At 41.3% G+C, this 15,144-nt stretch carries 18 protein-coding genes; 15 read left to right on the top strand and 3 right to left on the bottom strand.

What is annotated here, in order from left to right; translation table 11 throughout:
- Positions 1–164 precede the first annotated feature (164 nt).
- The 8 genes from CA600_RS26530 to CA600_RS26565 all read left to right on the top strand — a co-directional run bounded on the left by CA600_RS26530 (position 165) and on the right by CA600_RS26565 (position 6,256).
- Positions 165–908 carry an AzlC family ABC transporter permease gene (locus CA600_RS26530; RefSeq protein WP_094874154.1) on the top strand — a complete coding sequence of 248 codons (744 nt, stop codon included), beginning with the start codon at positions 165–167 and terminating at the stop codon, positions 906–908.
- Positions 905–1,216 (top strand): AzlD domain-containing protein, encoded by a 312-nt coding sequence (locus CA600_RS26535; RefSeq protein ID WP_094874155.1) that lies wholly within the window; start codon positions 905–907, stop codon positions 1,214–1,216. Before CA600_RS26530 ends, CA600_RS26535 begins: the two co-directional genes overlap by 4 nt.
- Before the next feature lie 33 nt (positions 1,217–1,249).
- The gene (pdxR, locus tag CA600_RS26540; RefSeq protein ID WP_094874156.1) at positions 1,250–2,758 is read left to right on the top strand and encodes a MocR-like pyridoxine biosynthesis transcription factor PdxR; all 1,509 of its coding nucleotides are present in this window, start codon (positions 1,250–1,252) and stop codon (positions 2,756–2,758) included.
- Between the two features lie 115 nt (positions 2,759–2,873).
- Positions 2,874–3,848, top strand: a complete 975-nt coding sequence (locus CA600_RS26545; protein ID WP_094874157.1) for an ROK family protein — start codon at positions 2,874–2,876, stop codon at positions 3,846–3,848.
- A gap of 94 nt (positions 3,849–3,942) precedes the next feature.
- Positions 3,943–4,212: a PQ-loop domain-containing transporter gene (locus CA600_RS26550; RefSeq protein ID WP_094874158.1), complete on the top strand. Its 270-nt coding sequence runs from the start codon at positions 3,943–3,945 to the stop codon at positions 4,210–4,212.
- Complete coding sequence (locus CA600_RS26555; protein WP_094874159.1) at positions 4,209–4,721, top strand: GNAT family N-acetyltransferase; 513 nt, start codon at positions 4,209–4,211, stop codon at positions 4,719–4,721. The genes CA600_RS26550 and CA600_RS26555 overlap by 4 nt, the downstream gene beginning before the upstream one ends.
- 22 nt (positions 4,722–4,743) lie before the next feature.
- Positions 4,744–5,619 carry a serine/threonine protein kinase gene (locus CA600_RS26560; RefSeq protein ID WP_094874160.1) on the top strand — a complete coding sequence of 292 codons (876 nt, stop codon included), beginning with the start codon at positions 4,744–4,746 and terminating at the stop codon, positions 5,617–5,619.
- Positions 5,620–5,722: 103 nt separating this feature from the next.
- A complete protein-coding gene (locus CA600_RS26565; RefSeq protein WP_094874161.1) occupies positions 5,723–6,256 on the top strand; it encodes a hypothetical protein in 534 nt (177 codons plus the stop codon).
- Positions 6,257–6,261: 5 nt separating this feature from the next.
- On the opposite strand, the gene CA600_RS26570 is transcribed toward CA600_RS26565, so the two are convergent.
- Positions 6,262–6,696 (bottom strand): DUF4395 domain-containing protein, encoded by a 435-nt coding sequence (locus CA600_RS26570; protein ID WP_094874162.1) that lies wholly within the window; start codon positions 6,694–6,696, stop codon positions 6,262–6,264.
- Between the two features lie 162 nt (positions 6,697–6,858).
- Here CA600_RS26570 and CA600_RS26575 point away from each other — a divergent pair, with 162 nt between their 5' ends.
- On the top strand, positions 6,859–7,428 hold the full coding sequence (locus CA600_RS26575) for a TetR/AcrR family transcriptional regulator (protein ID WP_094874163.1): 570 nt from the start codon (positions 6,859–6,861) through the stop codon (positions 7,426–7,428).
- A 50-nt stretch (positions 7,429–7,478) separates the two neighbouring features.
- Complete coding sequence (locus CA600_RS26580) at positions 7,479–8,933, top strand: DHA2 family efflux MFS transporter permease subunit (protein ID WP_094874181.1); 1,455 nt, start codon at positions 7,479–7,481, stop codon at positions 8,931–8,933.
- A 162-nt stretch (positions 8,934–9,095) separates the two neighbouring features.
- Here CA600_RS26580 and CA600_RS26585 read toward each other — a convergent pair whose 3' ends face one another.
- Both CA600_RS26585 and CA600_RS26590 read right to left on the bottom strand, forming a co-directional pair.
- Positions 9,096–9,914, bottom strand: coding sequence for an SDR family oxidoreductase (locus tag CA600_RS26585; protein ID WP_094874164.1), 819 nt, complete (start codon positions 9,912–9,914; stop codon positions 9,096–9,098).
- A gap of 58 nt (positions 9,915–9,972) precedes the next feature.
- Positions 9,973–10,506: a PadR family transcriptional regulator gene (locus tag CA600_RS26590; protein ID WP_094874165.1), complete on the bottom strand. Its 534-nt coding sequence runs from the start codon at positions 10,504–10,506 to the stop codon at positions 9,973–9,975.
- A 230-nt stretch (positions 10,507–10,736) separates the two neighbouring features.
- Here CA600_RS26590 and CA600_RS26595 point away from each other — a divergent pair, with 230 nt between their 5' ends.
- The 5 genes from CA600_RS26595 (at position 10,737) to CA600_RS26615 (ending at position 15,055) form a co-directional block, all read left to right on the top strand.
- The gene (locus CA600_RS26595; RefSeq protein WP_179281746.1) at positions 10,737–11,069 is read left to right on the top strand and encodes a PadR family transcriptional regulator; all 333 of its coding nucleotides are present in this window, start codon (positions 10,737–10,739) and stop codon (positions 11,067–11,069) included.
- Positions 11,066–12,391: an FtsW/RodA/SpoVE family cell cycle protein gene (locus tag CA600_RS26600; protein ID WP_094874166.1), complete on the top strand. Its 1,326-nt coding sequence runs from the start codon at positions 11,066–11,068 to the stop codon at positions 12,389–12,391. Before CA600_RS26595 ends, CA600_RS26600 begins: the two co-directional genes overlap by 4 nt.
- A 67-nt stretch (positions 12,392–12,458) precedes the next feature.
- Positions 12,459–13,364: a hypothetical protein gene (locus tag CA600_RS26605; protein WP_094874167.1), complete on the top strand. Its 906-nt coding sequence runs from the start codon at positions 12,459–12,461 to the stop codon at positions 13,362–13,364.
- Between the two features lie 50 nt (positions 13,365–13,414).
- Positions 13,415–14,179 (top strand): M15 family metallopeptidase, encoded by a 765-nt coding sequence (locus CA600_RS26610; RefSeq protein WP_218832799.1) that lies wholly within the window; start codon positions 13,415–13,417, stop codon positions 14,177–14,179.
- Between the two features lie 126 nt (positions 14,180–14,305).
- Positions 14,306–15,055 (top strand): stalk domain-containing protein, encoded by a 750-nt coding sequence (locus CA600_RS26615; protein ID WP_094874168.1) that lies wholly within the window; start codon positions 14,306–14,308, stop codon positions 15,053–15,055.
- Positions 15,056–15,144: the final 89 nt, after the last annotated feature.

Here is a 15,144-nt window from a genome sequence, read left to right on the forward strand (position 1 = left end):
TTACGGATGTACTCAGCTTGTAACTCTACCCCAAGGACGACGTCAGGTCTTTTTTTGTGAGAAAAGAAATTGGTATGGTACATACGCACCAATGTGGTTATTTCCACTGGAACTGTATCCAAGTATGCTCTCTCTAGTAACAACGATAAGGGAGAGAAAAACTTATGAATGATCAGAAAGTAATGTTTAGAACAGGGCTAAAAGATTCTATCGCAATTGTTGCAGGATTTATCCCAGCTTGCTTTACGTTTGGATTGGTCGGTAAGGGGTTAGGTCTAGGAAGTCTGGAAGTATTCTTATTGTCAGCGCTCGTATTTGCGGGGGCTAGTCAATTTATCGGAGTAAAAATGCTTGCCGCAGGAGCAGCCGCTCCAGTGATTTTACTGCTTACCCTGATCATTAACTTAAGATATTTGTTTATCAGCTTATCCTTTGGAGGGCAGTTAAATCGTAACATCAGTGTACTAGCGAGAACTTGGATTGGCTTCAGTTTAACAGAAGAGGTATATGCCGTCAGTATGATCCCTCGAGAAGAAGTAAATCGTAAAACGGAGAATGAAAAAACGAACCAGCCCTTAGCACTTCCTTATCTGTTAGGTCTACAAATCCCTCCCTATGTTGCTAACCTGATAGCAACAGCTTCGGGGATAACCCTTGCCTCCTATATCCCAGCTTTATATTTACCGGCGCTAAACACGTCATTATATGCCTTACTTATTGCACTTGTTGTACCTCAATTGAAAGGCAGCTTACGGAATATGGCTATATGTATATCAGCTGCGGGGTCATCTTGGCTACTGAACCCTTTGCTGGGAAACTCTTCGATTCTTATAGCTATGTTGATCGGCATGGCAGTAGGTTCCTTAATTAAAGGGCAAGTCAAAGCGGAGAAGGGGGTATCCGTATGACTATACTAATCATCGTAGGTATGGCTGTTATTACATTTTTATTTCGTTTTGTGCCTTTACTGCTTACGAACCATACGAATGGTTCTTCCAAAGTCCAAGGGCTGCTGGAGTATTTGCCCATAGCGGTTCTTAGTGCATTAACGGTACCTGGAATCATTCAGGTAGACCCAGATGTTAATCTTGTGGGTATCGCATCAGGGACTGTCGCTGTTATACTGGTATTAATTAGAAAAATTCCGCTGCTCTTCGTGATTCTAGGCTCTGTTTCCGCAGCAATACTCGTAAAAATGCTAACCCTATATTTTTAAATCAAAAGTCGGAACAGAAGGGGAGGACCTCTTATGAAGCATGATTTGCTGATCACACTCGATAAAGAACGACAGATACCATTTAGCCGTCAAATTTACGAGCAAGTTCGAAATGCTATCCATTCAGGAGCTTTAAGCGGGGGGGACCCCCTGCCTCCGTCTAGAACTTTGGCCAATCAGCTTGGCGTATCCAGAAGCGTGGTCCTTCAATCCTATGAGCTACTACAGGCAGAAGGGTATCTGGAGATGAAAAAAGGGGCGGGGACGTTTATTGCGGAGTTGACGTTGGAGGAGAAAGTTACAAAAGATTATGAGAGCCCTTACAATTTTATAACGAAGGGACCTGATATCCTTACGCTTAATCCTCCTTCTACTAGAGAAGTTGATCATTTGAACCCGGTGTTTTGCGATTTTCGACATGGTGTACCTGCTTGGGACGCGTTTCCTATGGATCAATGGCAAAAAGCTCTTATGAATGCTTGCCGCCGTGCCTCACCGGATACTTTAGGCTATGGCCCTGCGGAGGGTTCACTGGGACTACGCCGAGAGATTGCTCGTTTATTACGTTCCACGCGGTCTATGCCCGTTGTTCCAGAACAAATCGTGATTACTTCTGGAGCTACACAAGCTCTTGATATTTTATCGAGGATTTTCTTATTTAAAGGTGATCAAGTCATTGTTGAAGATCCATCACATAGCGTTGTGCGTGAAATATTTTCTTTTGCTGGGGTAGAGGTCATACCTGTTAAAGTAGATCAAGATGGCATCTGTGTGGAAGAGATCCAAACAAACAGTGATAACGATAAAGAAGGTATTCTTAAAAAATCGCCAAAGCTAGTCTATGTTACGCCTTCTCACCAGTTTCCTTTTGGGACGACACTGTCCTTGAAACGAAGAGTTCAGCTGTTGGATTGGGCGAAGGCTAATCATGCTTTTATTATTGAAGACGATTATGACAGTGAATATAGGTACGAGGGTCCGAAATTATCCGCGCTTGCTGGTCTTGATGTTGAGGGTCGAGTCATTTATGTAGGCAGCTTTAGTAAAGTATTATTTCCTTCTCTGCGGGTAGGTTATGTTGTGTTGCCTCCGGCTTTGCTTCAACCTTTTTTGGCCGTTAAATGGATTACAGATCGCATGTCTTCTGCTTTGGATCAGGAAGCGTTAGCTGAATTTATTCAGAATGGTCATTATGCAAGGCATGTTACACAGATGGGAAAGCTGTATGCTTCTCGTAGAGCCTGTCTAGTAGACAGCTTGAATACTGAATTTGGGAGTCGTGTGCGATATTATGGTGAGGAAGCGGGACTGCATTTACTGATAGAGCTGGAGTCGGATGCCGAAGAGAAGCGTATAGCTGAAGTGGCGCTCCGTTACGGAGTTCGCGTATATCCTGCATCTTCTTATTTTCTGGAGAGTAAACCTAAGGGACCTGTGTTTCTGGTAGGCTATTCTAATCTCACTGAGAATCAGATTAAGATGGGTGTGAACAGACTGATGTTAGCCGAAGCAGAAGCGACAGTTAGTTGTAGTCATTTATAATAGAAATGTTGGAACTTCATCATATTAACTTGAATGTTCCCTCTATAGTTTCAGCCTTCAGACATTCATAATGAAAGGATGAAAGGTGAAGTTATTTCTAATTCTGGAGGTTCTTATGAAACGCTACATGATAGGAATTGATCTCGGTGGAACGAATATTAAAGCAGGAATTTATGATAACGATTTTATTTCAGTAAAAGAAGTATCCACGCCAACAGAAGCTGCTAAAGGTCCATTACATGTGTTGGAACGGATTAGAGATGCAGTACGTTTGATTACGGTTGAAGCGGATATTTCGCTAGATTTAGTAGAAGGTATGGGAATCGGAGTGCCCGGATTACTTGATCCGGTAGCGGGCATTTCTTTTTTTTCGCCGAATTTTCCGGGATGGGAGCAAGTACATGTTGTTGACGAGATGAAGCAGTTTTACGATTTTCCTATTTTTATTGATAACGATGTAAGGGTAAATCTGTATGGAGAATGGCAGCAAGGTGCAGGCAAAGGTTACAACAATCTAGTTCTGATTACTTTGGGAACGGGTTTAGGGTCGGGTATCGTGAACAACGGGAAAGTAATCTACGGCACATCTTATAGCGCTGGTGAAATTGGGCATATGAATATGTACAGAAATGGACGACCATGTAAATGTGGGAGCTCTGGCTGCTTGGGTCGGTATGTGTCTGCGGTTGGCATGGTGAACTCTTTTAAAGAGAAGCTGAAGGAAGGCCGAGCCAGCATGATTCAGACCTGGACTAATGATCAAGAAGAGCAAATTACCGCGCTAATGATATCTGAAGCCTACGAACTCGGAGACGCTCTCTCTATGGAGGTCATGCAGGAGACTGGAACTATACTTGGCTTTGGATTAGCAAATGTAGTGAATATGCTTAACCCTGATCTTATTATTGTAGGTGGGGGGATGGCAGCAGCGGGCGATAAATTGCTCCAACCTGTTAGAGAAACTGTAAATAAGCATGCGTTGAAGCTATCTGGAAGTAAGTGTAAAATTGTTCAAGCAGAGCTTGGGAGTCGGGCCGGAACGATTGGTGCCGCCTCTTATTTGTATAGTAAGCTTCATGAAGCAGAGTAACTGAACATTGCTTGTTATTTTTATTTTGACATAGATTGGAACCAGACGGAGCCGCCCGGAATACAACAGTAATAAAATCCGTGGAGGTGCTCTTATGTTTGCAATCATGCAATTAATAGGTGGAGTGATTCTTTCAGTAGGATGGATTCCTCAGATTGTTCAGATCTTGAAGTCCAAATCCGTAGCCGATTTAAATTTGAAGTCGTATTTGCTTATGCTGCTTGGGATTAGTCTTATGGAAGCTTATGCGATCAGTTTGGCGGTTACTGGGGTAGGTTTAGCATTTTTGATTACGAATACGATGTCCTTATGTGTTGTACTGCTGGTTATTATTCTAGTGCTTAAATATCGAGCAAGATCATGATTGAAGTTAAGAAGGTAGGAAACGGAATGACGTACAGTTATCGAAAAGCCGCATCTGCGGACTATGCCACAATATGTGCTTTTCCTAAAGATTCAATGGAAGTGTTCTTTATGTCGCCTAAGCTGGAATATCCGCTTACTTCTGACCAATTAGAGCAGGCTGCACAAGACAGGGAAGAGCAAACTGTGATCTTAAATGAACGAGGCCAAGTCATTGGATACGCCAATTTATATTACCAAAAAGAACAAGATTTATATTGGCTAGGAAATCTTATTGTTTCACCAGATTATAGAGGTAAGGGAGCCGCGGAGTATTTGATTCGTACCATGCTTGCTGCTGCTAAAGAGGACTTACAGCTTCAAGAGTTACATCTGGTTTGTCATAATGTGAATACTAAAGGGATGTTATTATACTCCAAGTTAGGATTTAAGCCGTATGAAATTGTCAAAAGAACAGGTCCTCATGAAACAATCATCGCTGGAATTTTTATGAAAATAGAGCTAACTTAGGTTAGTAAATGCGGAGGTACATTTGAGCGTAAAATATTTTACATATGAAATCGATGCAGTAACTTTTCAATTGCAAGAGCCTTGTGATTTTGCTTGGTTATCTAAACTTGGCAGGGTGTTCAAAGTGTTCGATCAGCAGGACTCGGGAAATCTTTCTTTTGGGGTGGAGAAGGAGGGTCAGAAGGTTTTTGTGAAATTTGCTGGGGCGAAGCCTTTGACTTATGATGGGAACCCCTCAGATGCTGTTGATAATTTGATTAAAGCTGTTCCGTTGTATAATGAACTTGAATCTAAATCGCTGATCAATCTGGTGTCACACTTTGAAGTTGGAGCGGGATATGCAGCGGTGTTTGAATGGTTTGAAGGTGAATGTTTACATTCGCATTGGCTGTTTTCGGGAGAAGCTAAGTTGAATCATCCGGAATCGCCTTTTTACCGCTATAAGCAATTATCTGTTGAAAAACGTTTAGTGTCCTTAGACGTAATTTTTGCGTTTCATGAACATGTTGAGTTGCAGGGTTATGTCGCTGTCGATTTTTACGATGGAAGTATTCTTTATAATTTCGCGAACGATGAAACAAGGATTTGTGATATTGATTTTTATAGACCTAAGCCAACTGTAAATGATCTGGGAGAGAACTTCTGGGGTTCATCCAGATTCAAGTCACCGGAAGAGTTTATCTTGGATGCACCGATTGATGAAGTTACCAATGTATTCAATATGGGCGCAACAGCATTTGTTCTATTAGGAAGAGCCTCCGACCGGTCGTTTGCAAAATGGGAAGCGAGCCAAGCGCACTACGATATTGCTTTACGGGCGGTTAGCCTGGAGCGTGAGCAGCGGTATCAGAGTGTAGCGGAATTTAAATTAGCTTGGGATAGAGCAGGGGATTGTTGAGGCGGGTGGGAAGTGAGAACTGCTTCAACTGCAAGATAAGAATGATAGCCCTGCTATTGTCACATGATATGATTTATAAATAGAACAAGCAGGAGGGGTTTCATTGAGGAGAGACATTCAGCATGTTCCCTACGGCTATGAGCCACCGGTTGAACAACGTAAAGGGACATTAGTATTTTACGATTCTTTTGAACATATAACAGATCAGGAGCTTGTAATCGCGGCAAAAACGGCCACCGATCGGCGTTTCACTAAGCTAGTGCTATATCCGCTTCATGAAGAAACGGTGAGACGGATGACCAAAGAGCCGGTGAGCGCTTATTATAAGCGTGAGGACCGGCTGCATGAATGGAAGAGGGATCAAGGACTTAGCTTCATCACGATAGAGAGTTTGGAGGGGAAGCGAAAGAAATATACTCCCCTTGATTCTGCGCTTCGACATCTTATGGATATCTACCCTTCGCCGATTTTTCTGTATCTTACGCCTGAGGTGGCGAATCAGTTTGCCTCGTATTCCTCTTTTGAAGAGTGGATTGTAAAGATTCGGTTATTGCTGCCAGCCGCCCCTTCATCACTACATCCTAGGCTTCTAAAATTTCGCCATCGCTGGGATGTTGTTGGAGAAGAGAAACATTAAAAAGTTTAATGTGTGCTGCTCTGTTTACGTCTATAATTGTACATTCTCCACTGATAATGGATAAAACATCCGATGCAAAAACCAAGAATGGCTACAGTGGCTGCCACTGCAACAAGCGCAGTGAAAATATAGGCGGCAATCGTCCAGCCCGCGATAAAGCTGATTAGACCACTTGTTAGGCAGAATACAGCAATGGTTTGGTTAAACTGTTGTTGTGACCAGTCTTCGAGTACATAGTGCGAACGTTCTTTTGTCAGAAACTTGGCAGCTAGCTTAATAATAGGATTATAACCGAACAACAGTCCGAGCAATCCGGCAAACAAGGGCAGCGCTAGTATCCAGTGCTGGCCTGTTAGCCATGTCAATATTACAGAAATGACGATAAACGCCTGATTAGTCTTTACTAATGGCCGTGGAATTCCTTTGGGCACGTCTTGCATTTTATTCACACCTTTCTCATTGGAATAATTATAGTATACGCTGAGGTTGAGGGAATGGGAAGTAGATTACTTTGAATTTAAGTAATTTATATGTTGACATATCTCTTTAAAATATGGTTCTATTATATAGACCAATTGTTATAATACAAAGGAAGTGTCAGCTTGTCGAACAAGCCGAATACGCGTGAGGCGATTCTCCACACCGCTTCGAAATTATTTTTTTCTCAGGGATATCATGCAACAGGCCTAAATCAGATTATTAAAGACAGCGATTCACCGAAGGGGTCTCTTTATTATTACTTCCCCCACGGCAAAGAAGAGCTGGTTTTAACATGCATTAACCGAATTGGTGAAATAGTTGCTCAGAAGATTAAGCATCATTTGGTGAGTGGCAATAATGCTGCTGAAGCGATGGAGGATTTCATTCTAGGAATGGCTAAAGATGCAGTAGAATCCTCATTCGAGGGGATTGTTCCGTTCAGTTTTTGGTTAGCGGCGGAGACCTCTTGTATTAGTGAGGAGCTGCGGACTGCATGTGAATCTGTGTTTATGGACTTGCAGGATGTGATCAAGAAACGCCTTCTGGAAGAAGGTGTGGAGAGCAACACTGCAGCCGATAAGGCTTCAGTAATAGTCTCATTATTTGAAGGAGCACTTCTTCAGACGCTGACTTTAAGGGATGAACAACCGCTTCTCGCGGCGGCAAAGATTATCCCTGCAATACTTGGTTAGATATAGAAAAATAGATAAGAATATCAGGAGGATTAAGAGTGGAAGCAACTATGCAAGGAAAGCAACAAAATGAAGTAAAGAAGTTTAAAACCATTCCGATTTTAGTCTCATTACTACTTGCAGGATTTATCGGAATGTTCAGTGAAACCGCACTAAATGTAGCTTTAAGTGATCTTATGAATGTCCTTCAAATTACTCCAGCAACAGCACAATGGTTGACGACAGCTTATCTGCTTACACTGGGTATTCTAGTCCCAATTTCGGGAATGCTGCTTCAGTGGTTCTCGACTAGACAGTTGTTTGTTGCTGCATTATGTTTTTCAATACTTGGAACGTTTCTAGCTGCAGTATCACCTAATTTTGAGTTCCTATTAACAGCTCGTGTGGTACAAGCAATGGGTACTGCGCTCCTATTACCACTAATGTTTAATACCATCCTTATCATCATTGCTCCTGAAAAACGTGGGGCTGCAATGGGGATGATTGGGTTGGTTATCATGGTAGCGCCAGCGATCGGTCCTACTATTGCTGGTCTTCTAATTGAAAGCCTTAGCTGGCACTGGATCTTCTGGCTGTCACTGCCATTCCTGGTGATCGCATTGATATTCGGGATCCTCTTCATGCAAAATGTAACGAAGGTTACGAAGCCGAAGATTGACATTCTCTCCATAGTGTTATCTTCAATCGGATTTGGTGGAATCGTGTTTGGTTTCAGTAGCGCCGGTGAAGAAGCTGGTTGGGGAAGTCCAAAAGTGATCATAGCTATCGTAGTAGGTGTGGTATCACTCTTACTATTCGGTTTGCGTCAAATGAAGATGAAGCAGCCTATGATTAATCTGCGAGCATTTAAATATCCGATGTTCTCCATTGGTGTGGCTATGGTATTTATTTGTATGATGGTTATCCTATCATCCATGTTGATTCTGCCGATGTATCTTCAACAGGGTCAAGGATATACAGCGTTCAAGGCAGGCTTGCTGCTACTTCCAGGGGGGATTATTAACGGATTGATGTCCCCGATCATGGGTCGTATGTTCGATAAGTACGGTCCGAAATGGCTCGTTATTCCAGGTCTAACTATTGCAGCGGCTGCCTTGTGGTTCTTCTCCAGTATTACTGTAGCTTCTACGGTCGTATTCGTAATCGTACTTCACAGTACCCTTATGATTGGTGTGTCGATGGTATTTATGCCTGCACAAACCAACGGAATTAACCAGCTGCCGCTAGAATTATATCCAGATGGAACAGCGATTATGAATACGCTGCAGCAGGTTGCTGGTGCGATCGGTACCGCATTAGCGGTCAGCATTATGTCCGCAGGTTCTAAGAATTATTTGAAAACTGTGGCCGATCCTGCCGATCCAGCGAATATGTTGCCTGCGTTCACGCAAGGCGTGCAAAATGCTTTTATTTTCGGAATGAGTATGGCGATTGTAGGACTAATTCTTGCTTTCTTCATTAAAAGAGTAGTTGTGAATCATAAAATGAATACTTCAATGCATTAATAAATAAGGTAAACCGTTATCCCCTTACGCTAGATAGTGGTGAAAGTTCATGAACTTATGGACTCATCACTGTCGATCGGAGGGGACTTTTTTTGCCTACAACAAGAAAGAAGGGCCTCTCCCTAGTAGAATACAGAGAAGCGGCCTCCACCTAACTTCTTTTTAAGAAAAATGCTGGGCAATATTAGTCAGATACTCTTCTTCATCTGTAGTTTCTTTCATATGAATGAGCATTTTTGCATCTTCTCCAACGATGTACCGGAATTGACTTGTCCCATCTGTGGCGGCCTGATATATGGTTTCCGCAACGATTTCTGGAGGTGAAGCATAGTCAGGTTGTTTTTCCATCTCACCCAGCTTACCTAAAAATGCAGTCGTAAAGGGCTTATAATCTGTTAATGCCTCATTAAAAAAGAACTCCATCGATCTTCCACCAAAGTCCGTCTGAATAGCACCGGGTTCAATTAACTTTACTTTGATGTTTTGTGATGCTAATTCATAAGATACGGATTCAGAAAAACCTTCTACGGCGAATTTCGTTGAATGATACAGAGACATCGTAGGAAAGGTTACTTTCCCTCCCATAGAAGAAATATTGATCAGCAAACCATTTTGATTAGATCTAAAGTGGGGTAAGATGGCTTTAGTCATACTGATAAGTCCAAATACGTTCACTTCAAACTGTCTTCTGATCTGCTCATCTGTCGCTACCTCAATAAGTCCCATTGTTCCATAACCCGCATTATTGAGGAGGACGTCAATTTTACCGAAATGCTTAATTGCTTCCGCTAACGCAGGTTGAATCGTCTCTGCCTTCTCAACATCAAGCTGTAAAACCAATACATTATCAAGTGTAATAAGTTCACTTTCTTGTTCAGGTGAACGCATCGTTGCTACAACGTTCCATCCTCTTTCAGCAAAATGTTTTGCTGTAGTTCTCCCAATGCCAGACGAAGCACCCGTTATAAAAATTGTTTTCATTAACAATTCCTCCTAAAAGTTTTCTGAGCGTTACATCTTCACTTGGTACGTACAAAACTTACTTCGTAAGCACTAACTGCTCCATGTTTAACAAACCATCGGCGATGATTCTGAGTTTTGCTTTATATTCTTCTATGCCAATTTGGATACAGATAATCTGTGCTGGATGCATTTCATCTTTATGGAGCGAATGCTGCTCAAGTAATTGGTCTAACTTATTTTGTGATTCTTCTTGGGCTTGCTTCAACCAAATAATCACCTTGTCATACCCAACAAACTCACCAAAATATAGCCTCATCATAAAATCAGATTTCTTGATACTATCTGCCTCTAGTGGGGCTTGTAAATAGGCATTAAAACTATCTCTTCCTTTATCCGTGATGTTTAAAAGATTCTTGTTAGGCTTACCTTCCTGCTGCACATTTTCCTTAGTGATCAAACCCTCCTTTTCCATTCGAGCAAGTGTGGGATAAATCGTTCCATAACTAGAACTATAGAAATTAGAGAAGACATCCTCCAATAACTGTTTTATTTCATAACCAGTCTTCGATTCTTTCATAAGCATGCCTAAAATAACGTCCTGACTGTTCAAAACAAAACCTCCTAGTAGTTAGAAAAAATTGTATATCGCCATCACAATATATCAGATCAATATATATTGAGTCAATATATATTTAACGAATATATATCACTGTCATTCTATGCTACTACTTTACATACATAGATTTACGATGTATAGTTGTCCTAGGTATAACAGGCTAAATAATATTCGTGATAATCAGATGTAGTCAATGGAGTTTAGAGATCAGGAGGTGTAGACCGTTGAAAGTAAGTAAAGAAATGCTGAAGGGCAGTACAGGCACGTTGATTCTGACTCTTTTACTGGAGAAGCCATTATATGGTTATGAGCTGATCAAAGAGCTGGAGCTGAGATCAGAGGGTGTTTTTGCTTTGAAAGAAGGAACCTTGTATCCGATTCTGCATGCGATGGAAAGCGAACGTTGGGTGGAAGCTTATTGGATGGAGGTAGACGGAAGGAAGCGTAAGTATTATAGAATTCTGGATGAAGGTAAAGAGAAGCTCAAGGAGAAAAGGGCGGAATGGGTTTTGTTTAAAGGGGCAGTTGACTCTGTTCTGGGAGAGGGTGGTATATGATGAAAGAGAGGCAGCAGCAATTTTTGGATAAAGTATGTGCAGAGATTAAAGCGAAAAAAACTCACCCCGAGATACGTCTAGAATTAGCTAATCATCTGGAAGAATTAATCTGTGAAAAAGAAGCGACTGGCATGCCTAGAGATGAAGCAATAGCTTGGGCAATTGCACAAATGGGAAATCCGCAAACGTTAGGGAGGGAACTTCATCAAATACATAAACCACGAGTTCCTTGGGGATTGTTTGGCGTTATAGCTTTGTTGTCCGCGATTAGTTTGATCGGAATGGGCTCTGTGGATGCTGGCTATAGTGATATTGTTAAAGGTTCTTTTTTAGATAATGCGCTTAGACGGCAGTCGATTAATATACTTATTGGAATTGTTCTAATGTTTGGATTGTACTTCATTGATTTCAGAAGATTAAAGGGACTTTCTTGGGTGTTATATGGTACTTCCTTAATAGGTATTTTAGTGAGCATATTTTGGGGGACTCAAGTTAATGGCATGAACTCTGGTCCTAGGATTTTCTTGATTTTACCTGATATGACATCCTATCGTCCTTTTATGCTGATTGTCGCTCTAACAGGGATTCTAGTAAATCGTAGGGAAGCAGCTAACAAGAAAACTTTGCGAAGTGGGTTGTTCGAAGTAGGTATTCTGTTACTACCCGCTTTGTTTCTCCTCTCTTTAAATGCTCTTCCAGAGTTAGTGATGTATCTTGCCTATTCAATCGTATTGTATTTATGGATTATTCGCGATTGGTTAAAGAGTGTCGTGTTGTTAGGGTTCTTTTTGATAATTGGACTGATTTTTATTATTAAAAGTGACTACTTGCTGGCTAGATTCATAAATGCTATAAACCCATCTTTAGATCCGGAAGGTTATGGGTATATTTATCAAGTCATGCGTGAAGTTTTAAGTTCAGCAGGGTGGTGGGGTCACGGGTTCGGATCAGTAGAACAAAAGCTGCCGTATGTCTACTCTGATATGTTGCCAGTCTATCTGATCCATTGCTTTGGTTGGGCGGGTGGATTGCTTCTGGCAGCTGTTATAACCTGGCTTTTGATTAAGCTGCTTTCAACGATACGAGCGATTCGTGAACCTTACGGACAAGCACTTGTTGTTGGCTTAGCATTTTTTCTTGCGATAAGATTTGCCTACGGTCTTGCTGTTTTGAGCGGGGGAATGATGCTGACATCAATTCCATTTCCGTTCCTCAGCTATGGGAGTCATGTGTGGTTTGAATATGCTGCCATTGGACTTTTGATGGGCATTTATCGCAGGAAGGATATTGGAGGCGTCCAAGAGAATACAGTACTAGGTTAGATTCAGGATCTTCCCGTATGTCCATATATTAAGTACAATTACACATATGGCAAAAGGAGGTCATGGATTGAACTGGAAAAAAGCAAGCTTATTAAGTATTGCTATAACTATTGGTTCAGTGACGGGATTAAGTACTTGGGGCATAGAGCCAGTACTTGCCGCCACGGCAACGGAATCTGCAGGCGTTTATAATCAATTTCAGCAGTATGTACAGAAGCCGACATCTCTTGCTAACGCACGTAATTATTTAATTAACCATATCAAAGAAGTGGATACCTGGACAGCGACTCAGATGACACTTCAGCTCGAGAATGCACAGAAGGCGCATTTAATTGTATACTCAGAAAAGGTTTTTCCGGACAAGATGCAGAAAGAGATAAATAGTGCTTTTTCCAAAAACAAAAATCTAACCTATACCGCACTTCTTAATACGATCAAAGATTCCAACGTACGCAATGTGTTAATTGAAGGCCGAGATAAGGGATATAAGCTGGAGACCAGTGAGGGCATGTACTATCCGGTGATGCATTATGAGGGATTTAAGATCTTTAAGCCTTCTGTTACGAAGGACATCGCAGCTTATATTGACATCATGGCCACCGAATCTAATCAACCGAGTGTATCTGATGCAGCGATAGTAATCAGTTGGACCGAGTTAACGAGTAGAGCGCTTGCAATAGAGGATTTTGTGACGAAATATCCTGCTTCTAACCGTTCAACCGCTCTTCAAAAAGAACTTCTTATTGCAACGTCTCGCTTATTATATGGAACAAGTAATACACCTGCATACGACTATGATGAGCAAGTTATCAAGCCAGAAGTAAAAAAGGCGTATGAAAATGCACTAAAAAATAGCAAGGTTGATACTAGAATTCTTTCGATTTTAGAAAAGCTACTACAATTACTTAATTCCACGAATAATAAATTCACTCCAGTAATAGAAAAATTTCTAGTTGAAACCGTAAACTCGTAATTATTAGAGTATGTGAAGACAAGACAACATCTGAGAAGAGGCTGGATTAATTGAGAATAGGATCAAGAAGAACAAGAATCGCAGTTTTCGCAGTTGTGCTGTCGTTGTGGACAAACAGTATGTTTATGGGTAGTGCAGAAGCCGCTTATGTCGGTTCTTCAACGGACTCCGTGCTGCAGCAGATGCAACTTGCGAAGAAAAATCATTTACCGCAAGGTTTTGTCTATTTGGATGAAGTGATTCCTACGGCACAATATGAGATTCGTTACTACGGGGACAACAATTTTGTTGGGAAGCGGATGGATGGTTATAAGGCGCCTTTAGCAATATTCTCGGGGACAGCGGCAACGGCTTTAAAAGCGGTTAGTGAGGATTTAGCGAACAAAGGTTATATTCTTAAAATCTATGATGCTTATCGCCCGCAGACGGCGGTGAATCATTTTGTAAGATGGTCGCAGAATGCCGCAGATACTAAGATGAAACAGCAATATTATCCGCGACTGGATAAACGTAATCTATTTAAACTTGGTTTTATTGCTAAAAAATCAGGCCATTCCAGAGGTAGCACCATCGATTTAACGATCGTAAATAAAGAAACGGGAGCCGAAGTAGATATGGGCAGCCCGTTTGATTTTTTCGGAGACATCTCCTATTATGATACACCCTTAATCAACAAGACTCAGAAAGCAAATCGCGCGATCCTCAAAGAGGCAATGGTACAACAGGGATTTAAACCTTACAGCAAGGAATGGTGGCATTTTACATTGACGAAGGAACCTTATCCTAAACAATACTTTGACTTCAAAGTGGAATAACCTAGAACTTGAATGTCCATGTAAGAACCGATTCACTTTTTTTGTTGAGCTTGACTACCATTAGGATTAGCAGATGCTGGAAACGCACATAATACTAATAGTCAAAAAAAGGGAGGTTTCGAACGGATGAACAAAATCGCGGTTGTTGTAGTGCTAAGTGTACTGTTATTGGTAAACGGATTTGGAGGAACTACCTATTCTACAGCTTGGGCAGATGTAAGTGAAGTAAAGGTAGTTTTGAACGGTCAGGTTCTAAAAGCAGATCAATATTCAGCCTATCCTAACGGTTCTACGGTAATGATTCCCCTTCGAGAAGCAACAAGCGTCTTGAAATATCAAACCACTTATCAAAAAAGCACGGACACCATTACCTTAACTGGAGTCAAACAAAAGATTGAGTATAAGGTAGGAGACGACCATATTACCATTAATGATAAAGAGAAAAGAGAATTTAAGGATAATGTTGTGTTTAAGAAGGAACACTTATATGTTCCCCTCTCTTTTTTCACTAGCATAGGACTAGTTACCTCCTATAATGCTGACGCTAATCTAGTGGAAGTTTATGCGCCTGAGGTTACAGCAAGCGTGATCGCTGGATTGCTAAGCACTGGACAATTTCAAGAATTAGAGAATCGATTCTTTAGTGATGAAATGAAGCGTTCGCTTTCCGTCCCGGGTTTACAGAAATATTGGGCTGAATTTACGGCACGAGCAGGTACATATCATGGCATAAAGTCTACGGAAAGTAGTCAAAAAGAAGATCAAGTGTCCATACAATGTGTACTTGGCTTTGCTGTGACTGAAGCCTCTCTGGAGTTTGTTCTTAATAAGTCTGGTAAGATTATTGAATTAAAGGGAAACCTTCCTTCCATTTAGTGAAAGAATATTAATGATACCGTTTCAGGCACAACAGGCTATGCGTACGTTCCTTAAGGAAATTTCTTAAGGGGACCATGCATAGTCTT

The sequence above is a fragment of the Paenibacillus sp. VTT E-133280 genome, from assembly GCF_002264385.1.
Taxonomy (GTDB): domain Bacteria; phylum Bacillota; class Bacilli; order Paenibacillales; family Paenibacillaceae; genus Paenibacillus_AQ; species Paenibacillus_AQ nitricinens.

What these genes read in the sequence shown, in the direction of transcription:
- CA600_RS26530 (WP_094874154.1), top strand. Translation starts at nt 165, where the DNA reads ATGAATGATCAGAAAGTAATGTTTAGAACAGGGCTAAAAGATTCTATC.
- CA600_RS26535 (WP_094874155.1), top strand. Translation starts at nt 905, where the DNA reads ATGACTATACTAATCATCGTAGGTATGGCTGTTATTACATTTTTATTT.
- pdxR (WP_094874156.1), top strand. Translation starts at nt 1,250, where the DNA reads ATGAAGCATGATTTGCTGATCACACTCGATAAAGAACGACAGATACCA.
- CA600_RS26545 (WP_094874157.1), top strand. Translation starts at nt 2,874, where the DNA reads ATGAAACGCTACATGATAGGAATTGATCTCGGTGGAACGAATATTAAA.
- CA600_RS26550 (WP_094874158.1), top strand. Translation starts at nt 3,943, where the DNA reads ATGTTTGCAATCATGCAATTAATAGGTGGAGTGATTCTTTCAGTAGGA.
- CA600_RS26555 (WP_094874159.1), top strand. Translation starts at nt 4,209, where the DNA reads ATGATTGAAGTTAAGAAGGTAGGAAACGGAATGACGTACAGTTATCGA.
- CA600_RS26570 (WP_094874162.1), bottom strand. Translation starts at nt 6,696, where the DNA reads ATGCAAGACGTGCCCAAAGGAATTCCACGGCCATTAGTAAAGACTAAT.
- CA600_RS26580 (WP_094874181.1), top strand. Translation starts at nt 7,479, where the DNA reads ATGCAAGGAAAGCAACAAAATGAAGTAAAGAAGTTTAAAACCATTCCG.
- CA600_RS26585 (WP_094874164.1), bottom strand. Translation starts at nt 9,914, where the DNA reads ATGAAAACAATTTTTATAACGGGTGCTTCGTCTGGCATTGGGAGAACT.
- CA600_RS26600 (WP_094874166.1), top strand. Translation starts at nt 11,066, where the DNA reads ATGATGAAAGAGAGGCAGCAGCAATTTTTGGATAAAGTATGTGCAGAG.
- CA600_RS26615 (WP_094874168.1), top strand. Translation starts at nt 14,306, where the DNA reads ATGAACAAAATCGCGGTTGTTGTAGTGCTAAGTGTACTGTTATTGGTA.